The organism is Actinotalea ferrariae (genome assembly GCF_019733465.1).
Taxonomy (GTDB): Bacteria; Actinomycetota; Actinomycetes; order Actinomycetales; family Cellulomonadaceae; genus Actinotalea; species Actinotalea ferrariae_A.
Window position 1 is genome coordinate 1 of the sequence record NZ_JACVQL010000076.1, and the last position, 15,943, is coordinate 15,943.

Genomic DNA, 15,943 nt, shown 5'->3' on the forward strand with positions numbered 1-15,943 from the left:
CGGAGATGCCCTGGACCGCGTCGGGGTGCAGGTCGTCGATGCGGCTGAGGTCGTGGATCCAGCTGTCCTCGAGGACGATGTCCGAGCCCATCCGCACGCCGTCGTTGACGTGGTGGATGTCGAGTCGGCGCAGCACGACGCGGCTGACGTCGACCCCGATGTCGGTCGTGCCGCCACCGTCGATCTCGACGTCCTCGATCAGCAGGCCGGAGTGGTCGCCGTCACGCACCACGGCCCGGTTGTCGGGCGTGTCCGTGCAGCGGATCCGCGACGCCCTGATCGTCACGTCGTCCGCGGCCACGACGACGCAGCCGTCGATGTCCAGCCCCTCGACCACGGCCCCGTCCTCCGTGATGCGCAGCGAACCGCTCGGCGTGAGCTCCGTACCGGGTGGCACGCCGGTCGTCCTCGGTCCCGGACGCCCCGGCTCCACCGCGGACGGGGTGCCGAACTCCGGCGCCGGCGTCGGCGTCGGCGCGTCACCGCGACACCCCGCGAGGAGCGAGGCGAGCACGACGAGGGTGGCAGCGGCCAGGCGGTGGTGCAGGTGCACGCGCGGCTCCCGATGGTGTCGCGGGCGACGTGAGGTCGACCGTACCGGGGCACGGACGCCACCCGGTGCTGAAGGCGGTCAGGACGACGGCGTCGCCCCGACCCTACAAGCGGGTCCGGTGATTTCACCCCGACGGGCACTTCCTGCCGCGGGGTGAGCGGCCGATGGGGACGCAGATCATCCCCCCGGTCTGGAAGAAGTGACATGAACCGCCGCCGAGCCCTGGCCGCAGCCACGGCCCTCACCCTGTGCGCGACCTTTGCGTCGGGGGTCGCCGCCATCGCGTCCACGGAGATCCCGTCGACGACGCCGACGTCGACCACGACCGCGTCGACCACGACCGCGCCGACCACCACCACGTCGACGGCGACCACGTCGACTGCGACCACCTCGACGACCTCCGCCTTGACGAGCACCGCCTCGACGGCGCCGCTCCCCGACCAGGTGCGATGGGGCGGCAGGAGCATCCACCTCGCGACCGTCCCGGCGCGGGTGGTCGAGGTCGAGGCATGGTCGTCGACCCCAGCGCGGTCGGTCGAGCTCCTCATGAACGGCCGCGTCGTCATGACCGACGCAACCGTCGACGAGCGGTCGGACCACTGGCTCGGCACGGGGGAGCTCGACCTGACCGGGCGCGCAGGCGGAGCCTCGGTCACGATGCGCGTGACGTCGCTGACGGGCGTGGTCCGCTCGACCACGAAGTACTTCACCATCGCCGCCGTCCAGGAGCCGGAGGTCGTGCCCACGCCTCCGCCGTCGGAGCCCGCGCCTGGAACCGGGTCGGAGCCGTCGCCCGGGGTTCCGCCGGAGGGCGGGACGGAGCCTGCGCCCGTCGAGGAGCCTGCGGCCCCCGTGACGGACCCACCGTCGGACGACCCCGCCGACGGCGAGCTGCCGTCCGCGATCATGCTCGGCCAGGCCCCGATCGCACCGGACCTCGGGGCGGGCGACCCGACGCCGCCCCTGCCCGGCACCACGACGCCGGTCCTGCCCGACCCCACGACGCCGGTGGTCGTGCCCGCTGCGCCGACCCCGGAGGAGGAGGTCCCCGCGACGCCCTCCCCGCCGGTCGCGCCCGTCACGCCCGCGCCCGACCAGATCCGCTGGAACGGCGGGAGCATCCACAAGCAGCGTGTGGTCGGCACCGTCGTCGACCTGGAGGTGTGGTCCTCCACACCCGCCACCATGATCGAGCTGCTCCTGGGTGGCTCGGTCGTCGCGACGGACACCACGGTCGAGCAGCGCGTCGACCACTGGCTGGGCACGGCGACCGTCGACCTGTCCGGGTTGCCCGAAGGTCCGACCAGCCTGGTCATGCGTGTGACGTCGCCCGACGGCAGTGTGCGGTCGGCCTCCAAGACGTTCACCGTCGACCGTGTCGTCGTGCCGCTGACCGCGGAGATCGTGGCGGCGCGCCCTGGACCCGACAACACCGGGGTGCCGGTCGGCACGACGCTCACCCCGAGCGGCCCGCTGACGATCACCCAGGACGGCGCGGTCGTCGACGGTCTGGACATCACCGGCTGCGTGGTCGTCGCGGCGAACGACGTGACGATCCGGAACACGCGCATCCGGTGCGAGCAGGCGCCGCGCAAGCGCGCGGTGGTGATGGACGGCAAGCGCACGGGCCTGCTCATCGAGGATACGGAGATCGACGGCGGCGGTACGACGGACATCGGCATCGACCTGACCGACGCGACCCTGCGCCGCCTCGACATCCATCACGTCGGCGACGGCATCCGGATGGGTGCGAACCTCGTGATCGAGGACAGCTGGATCCACCACATGACGCGGATCGGGAGCCTGCACCCGGATGCGATCCAGGGCATCTCCGCCTCGAACATCGTGATCCGGAACAACACGCTCGACCCGCGCAACCCCGACACGGGCGACCTGGCCAACTCGGCGATCATGCTCGGCAGCGAGACGGGGACGAAGATCAGCCGCGACGTGCTGATCGAGGGCAACTACCTCGACGGGGGCAACTACACGATCAACGTCTCCTCGAGCATCACGGCGGAGAACCTGGTGGTCCGTGGCAACCGCTTCGGGATGAACGCGCGCTACGGCGCCGTCATCAGCCGGGCCACGATCCCGGTGGCCACGGACAACGTGGTGGACGCGTGGGGAACGCAGATCCGAGTGGTCTACACCCAGTAGATCGAGGGCTCCGCCCAGCGCACGTTCCGCCACATGTCCAGTCGAAACGGCCGATTTCACCCGTTGGTGTGAGCGAGATCACAGCGTCTGGGTACTCCGATCGGGTCAACGGCGCCTGCGTAGGGCCGATCCTCGGGTGACGTTCCGATCACGTACCTGAGGAGAACCCGCATGTCGCGTCACCGCCTGAAGGCGGCGAGCATGGCGCTCGCCGTCGCCGCCACGGCGCTCGTCGCCGTCCCGACGACGGCGTCGGCCGCCGTACCCGACCAGATCCGGTACGCGGGCGCGTCGATCCACAACGCCACTGCGCCGGCCAAGCCGGTCGAGGTGGAGATGTGGTCGTCGAGCCCTGCACGCAAGACCGAGCTCCTCGTCGGCTCCCGTGTGGTGGCGAGCGACACGACCGTCGTCGCGCGCGACGGCTACTGGGCCGGTGAGGCGACGGCCGACCTGACCGGCCTCAAGGGGTGGACGACGGTGACGCTCCGGATCACGTCGGTGGACGGCGTGGTGCGGAGCACCGACAAGAAGTTCGTCGCCCAGGGAGTCGCGACGCAGCCGGACCAGATCCGGTGGAACGGTGCCTCGTTGCAGAACGCGACCGTCCCGGCGCGCTCCGTCGAGGTCGAGCTGTGGTCGTCGACCGCTGCGGCCCGGACCGAGCTGCTCGTCGGGGGTCGCGTCGTCGCGACCGACTCGACGGTCGAGGCGCGCGAGGGCTACTGGGCAGGCGTCGCGACCGCCGACCTCACGGGGCTCAACGGCTGGGTGACCGCGACCCTGCGGATCACGACCCCGACCGGTCAGGTCCGTACCGAGACCAAGGGCTTCATCGCCCAGCCGGTCGCCCTCACGACCCAGCCGGACCAGATCCGCTGGAACGGCGCTTCGATCCACAAGACGACGGTCCCCGGCGGGCCGCTGCCGCTCGAGGTCTGGTCGTCGACCCCCGCCAGCAAGGTCGAGCTGCTCCTCGGCGGCCGCGTCGTCGCCACGGACACGACGGTCGAGGCAGGTCCCGACCACTGGCGCGCCGCCGTGACGGTCGACCTGACGGGCCTGCCGAAGGGCTCGCACTCGTTGACGATGCGGGTGACCCCCACGTCCGGCTTCGTCCGCTCCGCGACCAAGACGTTCTCGGTCGACCCGGTGGTGGCGCCCCCGACCTCCCAGATGCTCGCGGCGCGCCCGGGTGACGGCAACACCGGCGTGCCCGCCGGCACGACCCTGCGGCGCAGCGGCTCCCTCACGATCACCCAGGACGGCGCGGTCGTGCAGGGCCTCGACATCGACGGCTGCGTCGTCGTCGCGGCCGACGACGTGACCATCCGGAAGTCGCGGATCCGCTGCACCGACTCGCCCAAGAAGCGTGCGGTCGTCATGGACGGCGAGCACTCTGGCCTGCTGATCGAGGACGTCGAGATCGACGGTGGCGGCACGACCGACATCGGGGTCGACGTCAGCCGCGTCGTGCTGCGCCGACTCGACATCCACCACGTCAACGACGGCGTGCGGATGGGCTCGGACATCGTCCTCGAGGACAGTTGGATCCACGACCTCAGCCGCATCGGCGGCCTGCACCCCGACGCGGTCCAGGGCATCTCCGCCCAGGACGTCGTCATCCGCAACAACACCCTCGACCCACGCGACCCCGAGACCGGGGACAACGGCAACGCCGCCATCATGCTCGGCAGCGAGACCGGGACGAGGCTCAGCCGCGGCGTGCTCATCGAGGGCAACTTCCTCGACGGCGGCAACGTGTCGCTCAACGTGTCGGGGTCCATCAACGCGCAGGACGTGGTGATCCGCCACAACCGGTTCGGGACCGCCTCGCAGTACGGGCCGGTGCTGACCCCGCGGCGCGTCGCGCCCGGCCCGGGCAACGTCATGGACACCTACGGGACCGCGATCGTGGTGCGCTGGACGGACTGAGGCCTCGCCCGGCCCGTCCCCGGCCGGCGCAGCACCTGGGTGCTCGCCGGCCGGGACGGACCGTGCCGCGAGACGCCAGGGGACCGCGCGGCGAGATCCGGACATACTGGTCACGTGAGCGAGCAGAGCGTGACGTCGACGGTGGTGCTCGGGCTCGTGGCCGAGACGGTCGACACGATCGTCGCCCGGGAGTTCTGCAGGCCCCCCGACCGAGGGGTCGTCGCTCTCGCAGCGAGCCCGGACGTGGGGCGGCTCGTCGTGGCGGACCCGTGGCGGTCGTGGCCCGTCGACCTCCTCAAGCGCCGCAGCCTGCGGTCGCACCGCACCTTCAGCGTGCGGGGGCGCACGGTCGAGCGGGTCAGCCCACGGCGCGTGGGTCGTTCGGACCCCCTCGACGTCGCGTCCCTCGAGCCGCTGTACCGTCGTTGGGCGCAGCAGGTCGGGGCGGCCGCGGGCCTCACGAGCGCTGATGGCGCCGTGCTCGTGACCTACAGCCCGTTCGCGGCGGCCTTCGCCGACGACGAGTGGATCACCCGGCGCGTCTACGTCGGCCGCGACGACTTCGCGAACGGCCCCCGGCGGAAGCCGTGGTGGCCCGCGTACGAGGTCGCCTACGAGCGGATCGCCCGGCGGTGCGACGAGATCTTCACGATCTCCGACGAGCTCGGGGCGCGCATCGCACCCGGTGTGGCGCGGACCATGCCGAACGGCGTCGACGCGGAGCTGTGGGCACCCACGGAGCGCCCCGACGACTCGCCGTGGCGCGCACGCAGGCCCTATGCCGTCTACGCGGGCTCGGTCGAGGGTCGGGTCGACGACAGCCTGTTCGCCGAGGTGCTCACGGTCGTGCCCGAGATCGTGGTCGCCGGTCCGTGCCTGGACGCCGAGCAGAGGGCGCGGCTCGAGGCCATGCCGGGCGTCACGCTGACCGGGTCGCTCGGTCAGCGCGACCTCGTGGACGTCGTGAGCCACGCCGTCGTCGGGCTCGTCCCGCACCGCGACACCCCGATGACCCGCGCGATGTCGCCCCTCAAGATGTACGAGTACCTCGCCGCGGGCCTGCCGGTCGTCGCGACCGACCTGCCGCCGGTAGCCGACGGCGGCGAGCGCGTGCTGCTGTGCCGGACCCGCGAGGACTGGGCACCCGCGGTCCGCCGGGCCGTCGAGATGGGCGTCCTCGACGCGGCCGGTCGGCGCGACGTCCTCGCCCGCATCTCGTGGGACGTCCGACTCGCCCCACTTGTCCGTGCGGCGACCGCGCCGACATACTGGCCGCTCGGGACCGGGTCGAGCACCTGAACCGGCGGCCAGGGCCGTCGGCGACGGCGATCGGACGGCCCACGAGGAACCGTCCGATGGCGCTCGGTCCCGTCACGCCGGGAACGCGACCAGGAGACGATGTGCCAGCAGGTGCGGACCACGGGCGACTCGCCGAGGGCACGATCGCGTACGTCTTGTCGGGCTATCCCGTCGTCTCGCAGACCTTCGTCCGGGACGAGATCGCGGCCCTTCGCGCCGCCGGCCGTGCCGTCGACGTGACGTCGATGACTCGTGCCGACCGCGACCGGATCCCCCTGGCGTGGTCGGGCCCCGTCCGGACCGCGGCAGACATCACCCGGTTCGGCGCGCTCCGCGACGGGCTGTGGTGGCTCAGGCGTCCTCGTGCGGTGCTGCGCCTCGCCCGTGCGCTGCGCAGGACCGGCTTCGCGCGCGCCCGCCTCGCGCTGCGCGGTGTGCCCACCGTCGCCCGCCGCCTCGCCGCACGCGACGTCGTCGTGTGCCACTCCCACTTCGGCTGGGCGGGCCTCGTCGCGGCGGTCTACGTCGGCGCACTCCTCGACCGGCCCGTGACCGCGACGCTCCACGCCGCCGACATCTACCTCGCCGGTCCGGAGCTCGCGCGATCGGTCGCGCTGCTCGACCGGGTGATCACGGTGTGCGAGTACAACGTCCGCCGGCTCGAGGCGCTGGGTGTCGACCCGGCGCACGTCCGGGTCGTCCCGTGCGGCGTCGACACGACCGTGCCCGTGCCCCCGACGGGCGACCCCGCCCTCGTGGTCAGCGTCGGCCGGCTCATGCCCAAGAAGGGCATGGACGTGCTGCTGCGGGCCTTCGGCCCGGTCGTCGAGGCGGTGCCCCACGCGCGGCTCGAGATCGTGGGCGAGGGGCCGGAGGAGGCCTCCCTGCGTCGGCTCGTGTCCGAGCTCGGGCTCGACGGACGCGTCACCTTCGCCGGCGCGCTCGACCACGCCCACACGCTCGAGCGGATCGGCGCCGGCGCCGTGTTCGCCCTCGCCTGCCGCGTGCTCCCCGACGGGGACAGCGACGCCGTGCCCGTCGCGATCCGCGAGGCGATGGTCCGCGCCCGTCCCGTCGTCACGACGTCGGTCGCGGGGATCCCCGAGAACGTCGACGACGAGACGGGCTGGGTGGTGCCGAGCGAGGACCCGGAGAGCCTCGCCAAGGCGCTCGTGGAGGCGCTCGAGGACGCGTCGGCGCGGCAGCGCAAGGGTGAGGCGGCGCGCCGCCGCCAGGTCGACCACTACTCGCTCACCGCGTCCGCCGAGCGTCTGCAGGACCTGTGGGCGGGGTTGGTGGAAGCACGCGCCGGGACGCGCCGGTGACGAACGGCGCCGACGTCGCACCGGTTGCTCACGTGAGGTCCGGGCTCCCGCGGGTCCTCCAGGGTGACGTCGACGGTGCCATGGCCGGGCGGGTGCGTCGCGGGGTCGCCTGGACGGCCGGGACGAGGTTCGCGCTCCAGCTGCTGCAGGTCGGGGCGACGGCCGTCCTCGCTCGGCTGCTGTCGCCGGCCGACTACGGCCTCGCGGCACTGGTTGCGGTCGTCACCGGGCTCGCTGCGATCCTCGTGGACCTCGGGATCCCGGCGTCGGTCATCCAGCGCCGAGGTCTCGACGAGCGCTTCCTCTCCACGGCCTTCTGGATGAACGCCGGGGTGGGTCTCGTGCTCGCCGGCGTGGTCTGCGCGTCCGCGGTGCCGATCGCCGAGGTCTTCGACGAGCCGCAGCTCGTGGGGCTCGTGCTGCTCTCGAGCCTCACGTTCGTGCTGTCCCTCAACGCCGTGCACGTCGCGGTGCTTCAGCGCGCGTTCGAGTTCGGTCGGATCAGCCGCATGTCCCTCGTGACCACCACGTCCGGCCTCGCCGTGTCCATCGCGGCGGCCGCCGCGGGGATGGGCCCCGTGAGCCTCGTGCTCGGCCCGGTGGCCGAGCGGTTGGTGTCGGTCATCCAGGTCTGGGCGGCGGTCCGCTGGGTGCCCCGGGTGCGCCCGTCGCGTGCCGACGCGCGCGACATCTGGACCTTCGGTCGCGGGATCACCGGCACGAACCTGCTCAGCTACAGCGTCGGCAGCGCCGACCGGGTCATCATCGGCGGCGTCGTCACGGTGTCCGCCCTGGGTTACTACAACCGCGCGGGCAACCTGATGCAGCTGCCCATCCAGCAGACGACGCGCTCGCTCGCGGGCGTGTTCTTCCCCGCCCTGTCGGCGATGGCCGACGACGTGCCGCGCATGCGGTCGGCGTGGTTGCGCCTGCTCCGGGCGTCGTGGATCGTCGGCGTGCCCGTCGCGGTGGGCCTCGCGCTCACCGCGCCGGTGCTGGTCGAGGTGCTGTACGGCGAGGGCTGGGGTCCGGTCGTGCCCCTGCTCGTCGTGCTCTCGGCGGGCATCCCGTTCCTGCTCGTGAACTCGACGACATCACCCGTGTACCAGGCCCTCGGGCGCACCGGCCTGCAGTTCCGGCTCGGCCTCATCAACGCCGTGGTGGCCCTCGCGGCCCTCGCGGTCGGCGTGCGGTGGGGCGTCCAGGGCGTCGCCGTGGCGTGGGTCGTCCGCACCGTTCTCGGGCTCGCCGTCACGCTCGTGCCGATGCTCCGGCTGCTCGACCTGCGCCTCGCGAAGGTGCTGGGCGCGCTGTGGCGGACGGCCATCGGGGGCGCCGCGACGGCGGCGGCGGTGTGGGGCGTCGTCGTCGCCACGCACGACCAGCCGGCATGGGTCGCCCTCGCCCTCCAGGTCGCCGCAGGCGTGGTGGTCTACGGGGCGGCCGCGTGGTTGCTCGAGCGGCGGACGCTGCGCGAGCTGCTGGGCAGGGTCGCACGCCGGAAGCGCGTCCCGGCCGCACGCCCGGACGACGCTCCGACCACGAAGGAGGCAGACGCATGACCCGAGTCCTGTACCTGGGCACAGTGGTGTCCAACGGGGGCGACGCCGCGATCCAGCGCGCCCAGATGGTGACGCTCGACGCGTCGCTGGACGCGCCGACGACCGCCATGCACGACAGCTCTCCCGACGTCGCCCGCCGTCGGTTCCCCGGGGCCGAGGTGCTTCCGGGCACCTACCCGTTGGTGCACCGGCCCGCCGGCGGGAGCCTGCCGCGCCGTGTCCTGCGGCGTGTCAACAAGGAACGCGTGACCCTCGCAGCGCGGCTGTGGCGTGACGGGCGGGGGCTCGGGAGGTTCCTCGTCTCGGCCGCCGAGGCGCGTCAGCTCGCGTCGATCGCGTCGGCCGACCTCGTGGCCTACACGGGCGGCACGTCGCTGATCGAGAAGTACTCCGTGCGCGGGAAGCTCTACGAGGTGGAGCTGGCCCTCGTGCTGGGTCGCCCCGTCGTCCTCCTCCCGCAGTCCATGGGTCCGTTCCGCGACCCGCAGAACGTGCGCGCGCTGCGCCGGGTCCTGGGCCGCGTGGACGCCGTGCTGCTGCGCGACGAGCGCTCGCTGGGCTTCCTGCGGGACATCGGCGTGCGGACGGACCACGTGCGCGTCGTGCCGGACATCGTCTTCGCTCTGCACACGGCTGAGGCCTCCGCCCGCCTGGCCGCGGGAGTCGTGCCCGTGCGTGGCGCCCGCATCGGGGTGAGCGTGCGCGACTGCCGCGTGTTCTTCAGCGGCTCGGCGGAGGTGCGCGAGCAGCGGGACCGCGCGTTCCGTGACGCCGTCGCGGGGTTGGTGACGACCCTCGTGCGGGACCACGGCGCGGACGTCACATTCGTCAGCACGTGCCAGGGCGTGCCGGAGTACTGGACCGACGACTCGGTGGTCGCCCAGGACGTCGTCGCGCGGCTCCCCGAGGACGTGGCACCGAGCGTGCGCGTCGACGGCGGCTACTACGACACCGACGGTCTGCTCGACGCCTTCGGCCGCTTCGACCTGCTTGTCGCGACGCGCCTGCACGCCGCGATCCTCGCTCTCGACGCGGGCACACCGGTGCTCCCGATCGCCTACGAGTTCAAGACGCAGGAGGTCATGGCCCAGCTGGGCATGGGCGACGTCGTCGTGACCATCGAGGACGCGACCACGGAGAGCCTGACCGACGCCCTGGACCGCCTCCTCGAGCGGCTCCCGGCCGCCAGGGCGCCGCTCGCCGCCGCGCTCGAGGAGACGGGCGAGCAGGCGCGCCGGACGGGCGACGTCGTGCGCGACGCGCTCGGCGCGCGGCTCACGACGACCGCCGCCCAGCCGGCGCACCGCTGAGCGCCGGCATGGCGGTGGACCTCCAGCCGGTCTTCTTCGGCGGGCTCGACACGGCCGACTGGCGCGCGCGCCACGAGGCCGGGCTCGTCCCGGACGCGTACCCCTACGGCCTCGACCGGCTCGAGCGGCACGGGTACGCGGTGCGGGACTGGAGCGGCTCCCGCGGCGGTGCGCTCGACCGGGCGCGCGGGGCGGTCCGGCGGCTCGGCGGCGGCATCGACTGGATCGGCCGCGGCCTGCCCGACACGCCGGACCTCGTCGTCAGCTGGGACGAGCGGCTGGGGGTGCCGCTCGCGCTGCGGCACGCCGCGCGCGTGCCGGTCGTCACGAACGTCATCTGGGTGACCGAGGGTCGGCTCAGCGCGCCCGTCCACCGCGCCGTCAGCGCCGGCCTGGGCCGCGCGGCCCGGGTCTTCCTCCACAGCGAGGCGCAGGTCCCCGTGCTCCGCGACCGGTTCGGCGTGCGCGAGGAGCGCCTGGCACCCATCGCCTTCGGAGTCGACGCCGACTTCTTCCGCCCGGCCGACGACGCGGCCGAGGTGGACCGCGACCTCGTCGTGAGCGTGGGCAACGACCGCCACCGCGACTTCGCGACCGTGCTGCGTGCCTTCGCGCAGGTGCGGCGCGCCCGGCCGTCCAGCCGGCTCGTGGTCGTCTCGCGCGTCGTCGCGCCGGCCGACGTCGCGGGCATCGAGGGCGTGACGCTCGTCCCGGCGCTCGACCACGCCGCGCTGGGCGCGACCGTGCGCAGCGCGGCCGTCGGCATGACGCTCACGCGGCCCAACGGCCACGTGTCCGGGGCGACGGCCGTGCTCGAGACGCTCGCCGTCGGGCGGCCCGCCATCGCGACCGCGAACCCCGGGATGGCGGACTATGCGCGCCAAGGCGGCCTGACCCTCGTGCCGCCCGCCGACGCCGACGCCGCCGCCCTCGCGTGCCTCGCGGTGCTCGAGGACCCGAGCGCGGCCGACGACGTCGGCGCCCAGGGCCGCGCGGCGGTCGAGCGGACCTTCAGCACCGAACGGCACGCCGAGCGCCTCGCGGGCGTCCTCGACGCCGCGCGGGGGACCTGAACCTCAGCCGCCGGGTCTCGCGGGCGTGTGCCGGCGTGAGCTCAGCGGCCGAGCGCGGCCCTGGCGTCCCGAGCGGCGTCCTCCAGCTCCGCCGCCAGGGTGGCGGCCGCCTGCGTGACGGCCGTGCGCTGCGCCGGCAGGTCGCCCAGCACCTCGTCCACGAGCTCGAGCAGGCCGCCGGCGGTGAGCTCGTCGGTGCGCACGGTGTAGCGCTCGCGACCCACGGACTGCTGGAAGTCGCGGCACTTGGGCCGGTACTCCATCGCCACGCCGGGGACGCCGACGCGTGCGGCGAGGACGAGCGCGTGCAGCTTCTCGCCGACCAGCACGTCGCACGCCGCGAGCGCGCGCATCACGTCGTCGAGCTCGCAGGGCGGGGGCGGGAGGACGCCCGGGACCTGAGCGGCGAGCCGCTCCAGGGGTGCGACGTCCTCGACCGTCGTGCTGATGAGCCGCACCTCGACGCCGCGCGCGAGCAGGAGCCGAGCCAGGTCGCGCACCTGCGTGAGGAGACCCTCCTCGTCCTGGCCCCACAGGTCGTCGGTGATGCCCACGTTGATGCCCACGACGCGGGGTCGGTCCGCCGGCGCACCCACCGCGGCGGGCTCGGTGTACGGGTCCGCCATGCCGGTGGGCAGTGGGAGCGCCAGGGCCGGGTCGCCGACCACCTGTGCCTCGATCCCCAGGTCCGCCAGGGTCTCGGCGCTGCGCGGACCGCGCACCCGCACGACCGGGAACTGCCGGAGGATCGGCGCCCACATCGCCGGCTCGGCGGCCACGCGGGCACGGCGGCCGACGGCGTACGTCGGGTCCTCGACGCCGACACTGAGCATCGTGCGCGGCGCGTGCGGCGCAGCCGCGAGGAGGGCCGACAGCGTCTCGCGGAAGTGGCCGTTGAAGATCAGCGTCCCGCCGCCCAGGCACACCGCACCGAAGGCGCCGCCGCGGCCGGCGGCGCGGAGCAGTCCGTTGTCGGTGAGGTCCGGGACCTGCCGCACGCCCCACGGGGCGAGAAGTCGGCGGTGGGCCTCGAGCATGGCCTCGTCCCCGAGGTTGCCGTGGCCGGACCACCCCACGTAGGCGATCGACGAGCCGCGCTCACGGAGGAACGACAGGTACCCGGTCGCCTTGTGGAGCTCGCCGAGGCGCCGTCGGGCGACTGCGGTCGGGGCGCTCCAGGGCTGACTGGTCACGCTCGTGCGCGGCTGGGCAGTAGCCATGCTCCTCCGTCGGTGGTTCGGCAGGCCGCCCCGTTGCGCCCCAGTCCGTCCGCAACCGGACGAACATGTTGGAACCGGACTCTAGTGATCAGAGCCCGTCTGCCCAAGAGGGCGTCCGAGGTAGGCGGCCGACTGGAGCGCGTACAGCTCCGCGTACCGGCCCCCGCGCTCGACGAGGTCCTCGTGCGTCCCGTGCTCGATCACGCGGCCGCCGTCGAGCACGTAGATGTGGTCCGCGAGGCGGACGCTCGACCACCGGTGCGAGATGAGCAGCGCCGCCCGGCCCTCGAGCATGCGGCGGACGTCCGCGAAGAGCTCGTGCTCGGCGCGCGGGTCGAGCGCGGCGCTCGGCTCGTCGAGCACCACGAGGTCGCGGTCGCGGTAGAGCGCCCGCGCGAGCGCGATCCGCTGCCACTGCCCGCCCGACAGGTCCGAGCCCTCGGCGAGCTCGCGCCCGAGCGGCGTGTCGAGCCCCGTCGGGAGCCGCCGCAGGGCCTCGTCGAGGCCCACGCGACCGGCCACGTCGCCGGCGCGCGCCCGGTCGGGCGGGGCCGAGGTGTCGGACAGCGCGATGTTGTCGAGCGCGGTCATCTGGTACCGCACGAAGTCCTGGAAGACGACGCTCACGCTCGCGCGCAGCTCGGCCATCCCTAGGGCGTCGCCGTCCCAGGACACGGCGCCCGACGACGGCGCGAACAGCCCCGAGACGATCTTGGCGAGGGTGGTCTTCCCGGAGCCGTTCTCCCCGACGAGCGCGACGACGGCGCCCGCGGGCACCTCGATGCTCACGCCGTCGAGCGCCGGCCGGCCGGCGTTCTCGTAGGTGAAGGTCACGTCGCGCACCGCGAGGCCCGTGCGCAGCTCGCGTGGCGTGCCCGGCGGTGACGCCGGGGGGCACGTCGCGAGGAAGTCCTCGAGGTCACGCAGGAACGGCGCGCTCTCGACGAGGCCGGTGAGCGACCGCACGACGCCGCTGAGCTGCCCCGCGAGGAGGCGCGCGGCGACCGCGGCCGCCCCGGCGTCGGCGAGGCCGATCCGGCCCACGTCGACGAGCCAGACGATCACCGCGAGCGCGGCCGCGAGCCCGAGCGCCGAGGCGCCCGCTGCGAGGAGGTTGAGCCGCTGGCGCACGCCGACCTGGCGGCGCAGCCGCGCGAGGTGCGCCGCGTCCTCGCCCGCGAGGCGGCCGAGGATCTCGGGTGCGGCGTCGAAGGAGCGGGTCTCGGTGACGAAGGCGCGGTGGCTCACGAGCATGCGCAGGTAGGTGCGGCGGCGCAGGCCGGGCGTCGCCTCGGTCGCGAACGCGAACTCCGCGCGGCTCGCCCGGCGCGCGACCAGCACCGCCGGCAGCCCGGCGAGGAGCAGGAGGGGGACGAGGACGGGCTCGATGGCGAGGAGCGCCACGGACATGGCCACGACCCCGAGGACGCCGCCGAGGGAGCCGAGCGCCCCGGTCGCGACGGCGGTCGGCCGGGTCAGGGCGTTGGACGTGACGCGCTCGAGGCGGGTCACGAAGGCGGTCGACTCGTACCGGACGAGCTCGACCGACGCGCACGCCTCGAGCAGGCGTCGCCAGACGCGCTGGGCGACCCGCTCGCCGAGCACGCGCTGCTGCTGGCCCTGCAGGGCGCCCGCGGCACCCGAGACGGCGGTGGCGACGGCGAGCAGGGCGAGACCGGGGACGAGGGCCGCGGCGGAGGCGTCCTGGTCGAGCACGGCGCCGAGCGCGAGCCGGCTCGCGAGGACGACGGCGACGCCGGCGGCGGCACCGAGCAGCTGGAGGGTGGCGGCGAGCGTCACGCCGCGGGGGTCGGCGCGGGCCGTGGTCCGGAGCGCCTCGAGGAGCACGCCTGCGCGCGGGCGCCTGCTCACGGGTCCTCCGGGCGGTGGACGAGCGCGGGTGCGGGGCACCCGGACGTGGCACGACCGGCCGTGCGGGACGCTGTCCCGCGCGGCCGGCCGCTGGGGATGCTCAGGACGAGACGGGACCGAGGGCGATGTCGCCGTCGGGGCTCGTGAAGACGATGCCGTCCGTGCCCGTCGCGTCCTTGTACGTGACCAGGGTCATGCCGTGGAGCGAGCCGATCGGCTCGATCGACGGTGAGGTGTACCTCGCGTCCATGTGGTCTCCTCTGCCGCGCGGTGCCGGGCTCGTCCCGCGACCGCTGTGTGGGATCGTAGGTGGCCGCCCGTAAGGGTGGCAACGGGGGCGAACCGGGCACGGGGAGGCGCGTGGACCACGGGGGAGGCGTCTACGGCCTGCGCGTGCGCGGTCTCGACGACGTCGACGGCCTGCTGCGCCCCGCGCGCGAGGGCTGGCCCGTGCTCACCGTGCGTCCCACCGCCGGTCGCCGCCGGCTCACCGAGGACCGGGTCGAGGAGGACCGCGCGGCCTACCGGCTCGAGCGTGCGGACGGCGACGTGCACCTCGACCGCGCGACGCTCACCGCGACGTTCGTCATGACCGCGACCCATCCGGCCGAGGCCTTCCTCCACCCCTTCCTGAGCCTCGCGACCGCCGTCGTGAGCCGCTGGCTCGACCGGGACGCCCTGCACGCCGGGGCGTTCGTCGCGGCAGACGGTGCGTGGGGCGTGCTCGGCGCGCGGGAGGCCGGCAAGAGCACGGCCCTCGCCGCGCTCCACGCGCGCGGGCTGCCGGTGCTGGCCGACGACGTCGTCGTCGTGGACGCGGGCGAGGTCATGCCCGGGCCGGCGTGCCTCGACCTGCGCCGGCCGGCCGCGGAGCGCCTCGGCCTCGGCACGAGCATCGGCGTGGTGGGCGCGCGGGAGCGCTGGCGCGTCCGGCTGCCGGCCGACGCCACACCCGCACCGCTCGCGGGCTGGGTGCTGCCCGAGTGGGGGGACGCGCACCGCGTCGAGGTGGTCCGGCCCGCGGAGCGGCTCGGGCTGCTCATGGCGAACCTCGCGCTGAGCCGCGTGCCGCGGCGCCCCGAGCGGGTCATGGACCTGGCGAGCGTCCCGGTCCTGCGCTGGGTGCGCCCGCGGGACTGGGCCGAGGCGGACCGGGGCCTGGACGCGCTCCTCAGCGCGGTGGGCTCACACGGCGGTCGCCCGACACCGCCCACACGTGCTGGAGCAGGGTGAACGTCCGCCCGTCCGGCCGCTCCGAGCGCCAGGCCGCGGCCAGCGCGTCCGGGTCCACGAGCGCCGGGTCGACGCCGCCGCCGTCCCACGCGGCCGCCGCCGCACGCGCCCCCGGACCCCAGAACGCCCCGCCGAACTCGGCCTTGGAGCGCCGCGTCACGACGACGTCGGGCACGAGGTCGCCCACGAGGCCGCGCAGCGCCTCGGCCCGCGAGCGGGGCAGGTGCTCGCGCTGCTCGGTCGCGAGCGCGGCGAGGAACGTGGGCGCGGTGAAGGGGTGGAGGGCGGCGGCCCCGCCGTCCTGCGCGACGCGCGCGAGGCTCTCGGTCGCGACCGCGCGGTAGCGGGCGCGCCACCACCCGGCGACGACGGCGGCGTCGGGCCGGACGGGCAGCTCGGCC

The 15,943-nt window shown here is 74.5% G+C and carries 13 protein-coding genes; 8 read left to right on the forward strand and 5 right to left on the reverse strand.

From position 1 onward, the window contains the following. The coding region (locus tag ICW40_RS06775) for a hypothetical protein (RefSeq protein WP_221653072.1) at nucleotides 1–397 on the reverse strand (397 nt) is incomplete at its 3' end. 360 nt (nucleotides 398–757) lie between these two features. On the opposite strand from ICW40_RS06775, the gene ICW40_RS06780 reads away from it, so the two are divergent. The 7 genes from ICW40_RS06780 to ICW40_RS06810 all read left to right on the forward strand — a co-directional run bounded on the left by ICW40_RS06780 (nucleotide 758) and on the right by ICW40_RS06810 (nucleotide 11,217). Continuing rightward, nucleotides 758–2,713, forward strand: coding sequence for a right-handed parallel beta-helix repeat-containing protein (locus ICW40_RS06780; RefSeq protein ID WP_221653073.1), 1,956 nt, complete (start codon nucleotides 758–760; stop codon nucleotides 2,711–2,713). Between the two features lie 171 nt (nucleotides 2,714–2,884). After that, complete coding sequence (locus tag ICW40_RS06785; protein WP_221653074.1) at nucleotides 2,885–4,648, forward strand: right-handed parallel beta-helix repeat-containing protein; 1,764 nt, start codon at nucleotides 2,885–2,887, stop codon at nucleotides 4,646–4,648. 114 nt (nucleotides 4,649–4,762) lie between these two features. Continuing rightward, entirely contained in the window at nucleotides 4,763–5,947 is a 1,185-nt protein-coding gene (locus ICW40_RS21450) for a glycosyltransferase (protein ID WP_221653075.1), read from the forward strand. 101 nt (nucleotides 5,948–6,048) lie between these two features. Then, nucleotides 6,049–7,272: a glycosyltransferase family 4 protein gene (locus tag ICW40_RS06795; protein ID WP_221653076.1), complete on the forward strand. Its 1,224-nt coding sequence runs from the start codon at nucleotides 6,049–6,051 to the stop codon at nucleotides 7,270–7,272. A gap of 32 nt (nucleotides 7,273–7,304) precedes the next feature. Then, entirely contained in the window at nucleotides 7,305–8,834 is a 1,530-nt protein-coding gene (locus tag ICW40_RS06800) for a lipopolysaccharide biosynthesis protein (protein WP_221653077.1), read from the forward strand. Beyond that, nucleotides 8,831–10,144: a polysaccharide pyruvyl transferase family protein gene (locus tag ICW40_RS06805; RefSeq protein ID WP_221653078.1), complete on the forward strand. Its 1,314-nt coding sequence runs from the start codon at nucleotides 8,831–8,833 to the stop codon at nucleotides 10,142–10,144. Before ICW40_RS06800 ends, ICW40_RS06805 begins: the two co-directional genes overlap by 4 nt. A gap of 8 nt (nucleotides 10,145–10,152) precedes the next feature. Further along, nucleotides 10,153–11,217, forward strand: coding sequence for a glycosyltransferase (locus ICW40_RS06810; RefSeq protein WP_221653079.1), 1,065 nt, complete (start codon nucleotides 10,153–10,155; stop codon nucleotides 11,215–11,217). 41 nt (nucleotides 11,218–11,258) lie between these two features. On the opposite strand, the gene ICW40_RS06815 is transcribed toward ICW40_RS06810, so the two are convergent. The 3 genes from ICW40_RS06815 to ICW40_RS06825 all read right to left on the reverse strand — a co-directional run bounded on the left by ICW40_RS06815 (nucleotide 11,259) and on the right by ICW40_RS06825 (nucleotide 14,559). Beyond that, on the reverse strand, nucleotides 11,259–12,437 hold the full coding sequence (locus ICW40_RS06815) for a polysaccharide pyruvyl transferase family protein (RefSeq protein WP_221653080.1): 1,179 nt from the start codon (nucleotides 12,435–12,437) through the stop codon (nucleotides 11,259–11,261). Between the two features lie 81 nt (nucleotides 12,438–12,518). After that, entirely contained in the window at nucleotides 12,519–14,309 is a 1,791-nt protein-coding gene (locus ICW40_RS06820) for an ABC transporter ATP-binding protein (RefSeq protein WP_221653081.1), read from the reverse strand. Between the two features lie 100 nt (nucleotides 14,310–14,409). Next, nucleotides 14,410–14,559 carry a hypothetical protein gene (locus ICW40_RS06825; RefSeq protein WP_161784090.1) on the reverse strand — a complete coding sequence of 50 codons (150 nt, stop codon included), beginning with the start codon at nucleotides 14,557–14,559 and terminating at the stop codon, nucleotides 14,410–14,412. A gap of 110 nt (nucleotides 14,560–14,669) precedes the next feature. Between ICW40_RS06825 and ICW40_RS06830 the strand changes: the two genes are divergently transcribed. After that, complete coding sequence (locus ICW40_RS06830; RefSeq protein ID WP_221653082.1) at nucleotides 14,670–15,542, forward strand: hypothetical protein; 873 nt, start codon at nucleotides 14,670–14,672, stop codon at nucleotides 15,540–15,542. On the opposite strand, the gene ICW40_RS06835 is transcribed toward ICW40_RS06830, so the two are convergent. Next, on the reverse strand, nucleotides 15,481–15,943 hold a 463-nt coding region (locus ICW40_RS06835; RefSeq protein WP_221653083.1), incomplete at its 5' end, for a hypothetical protein. The genes ICW40_RS06830 and ICW40_RS06835 overlap by 62 nt on opposite strands.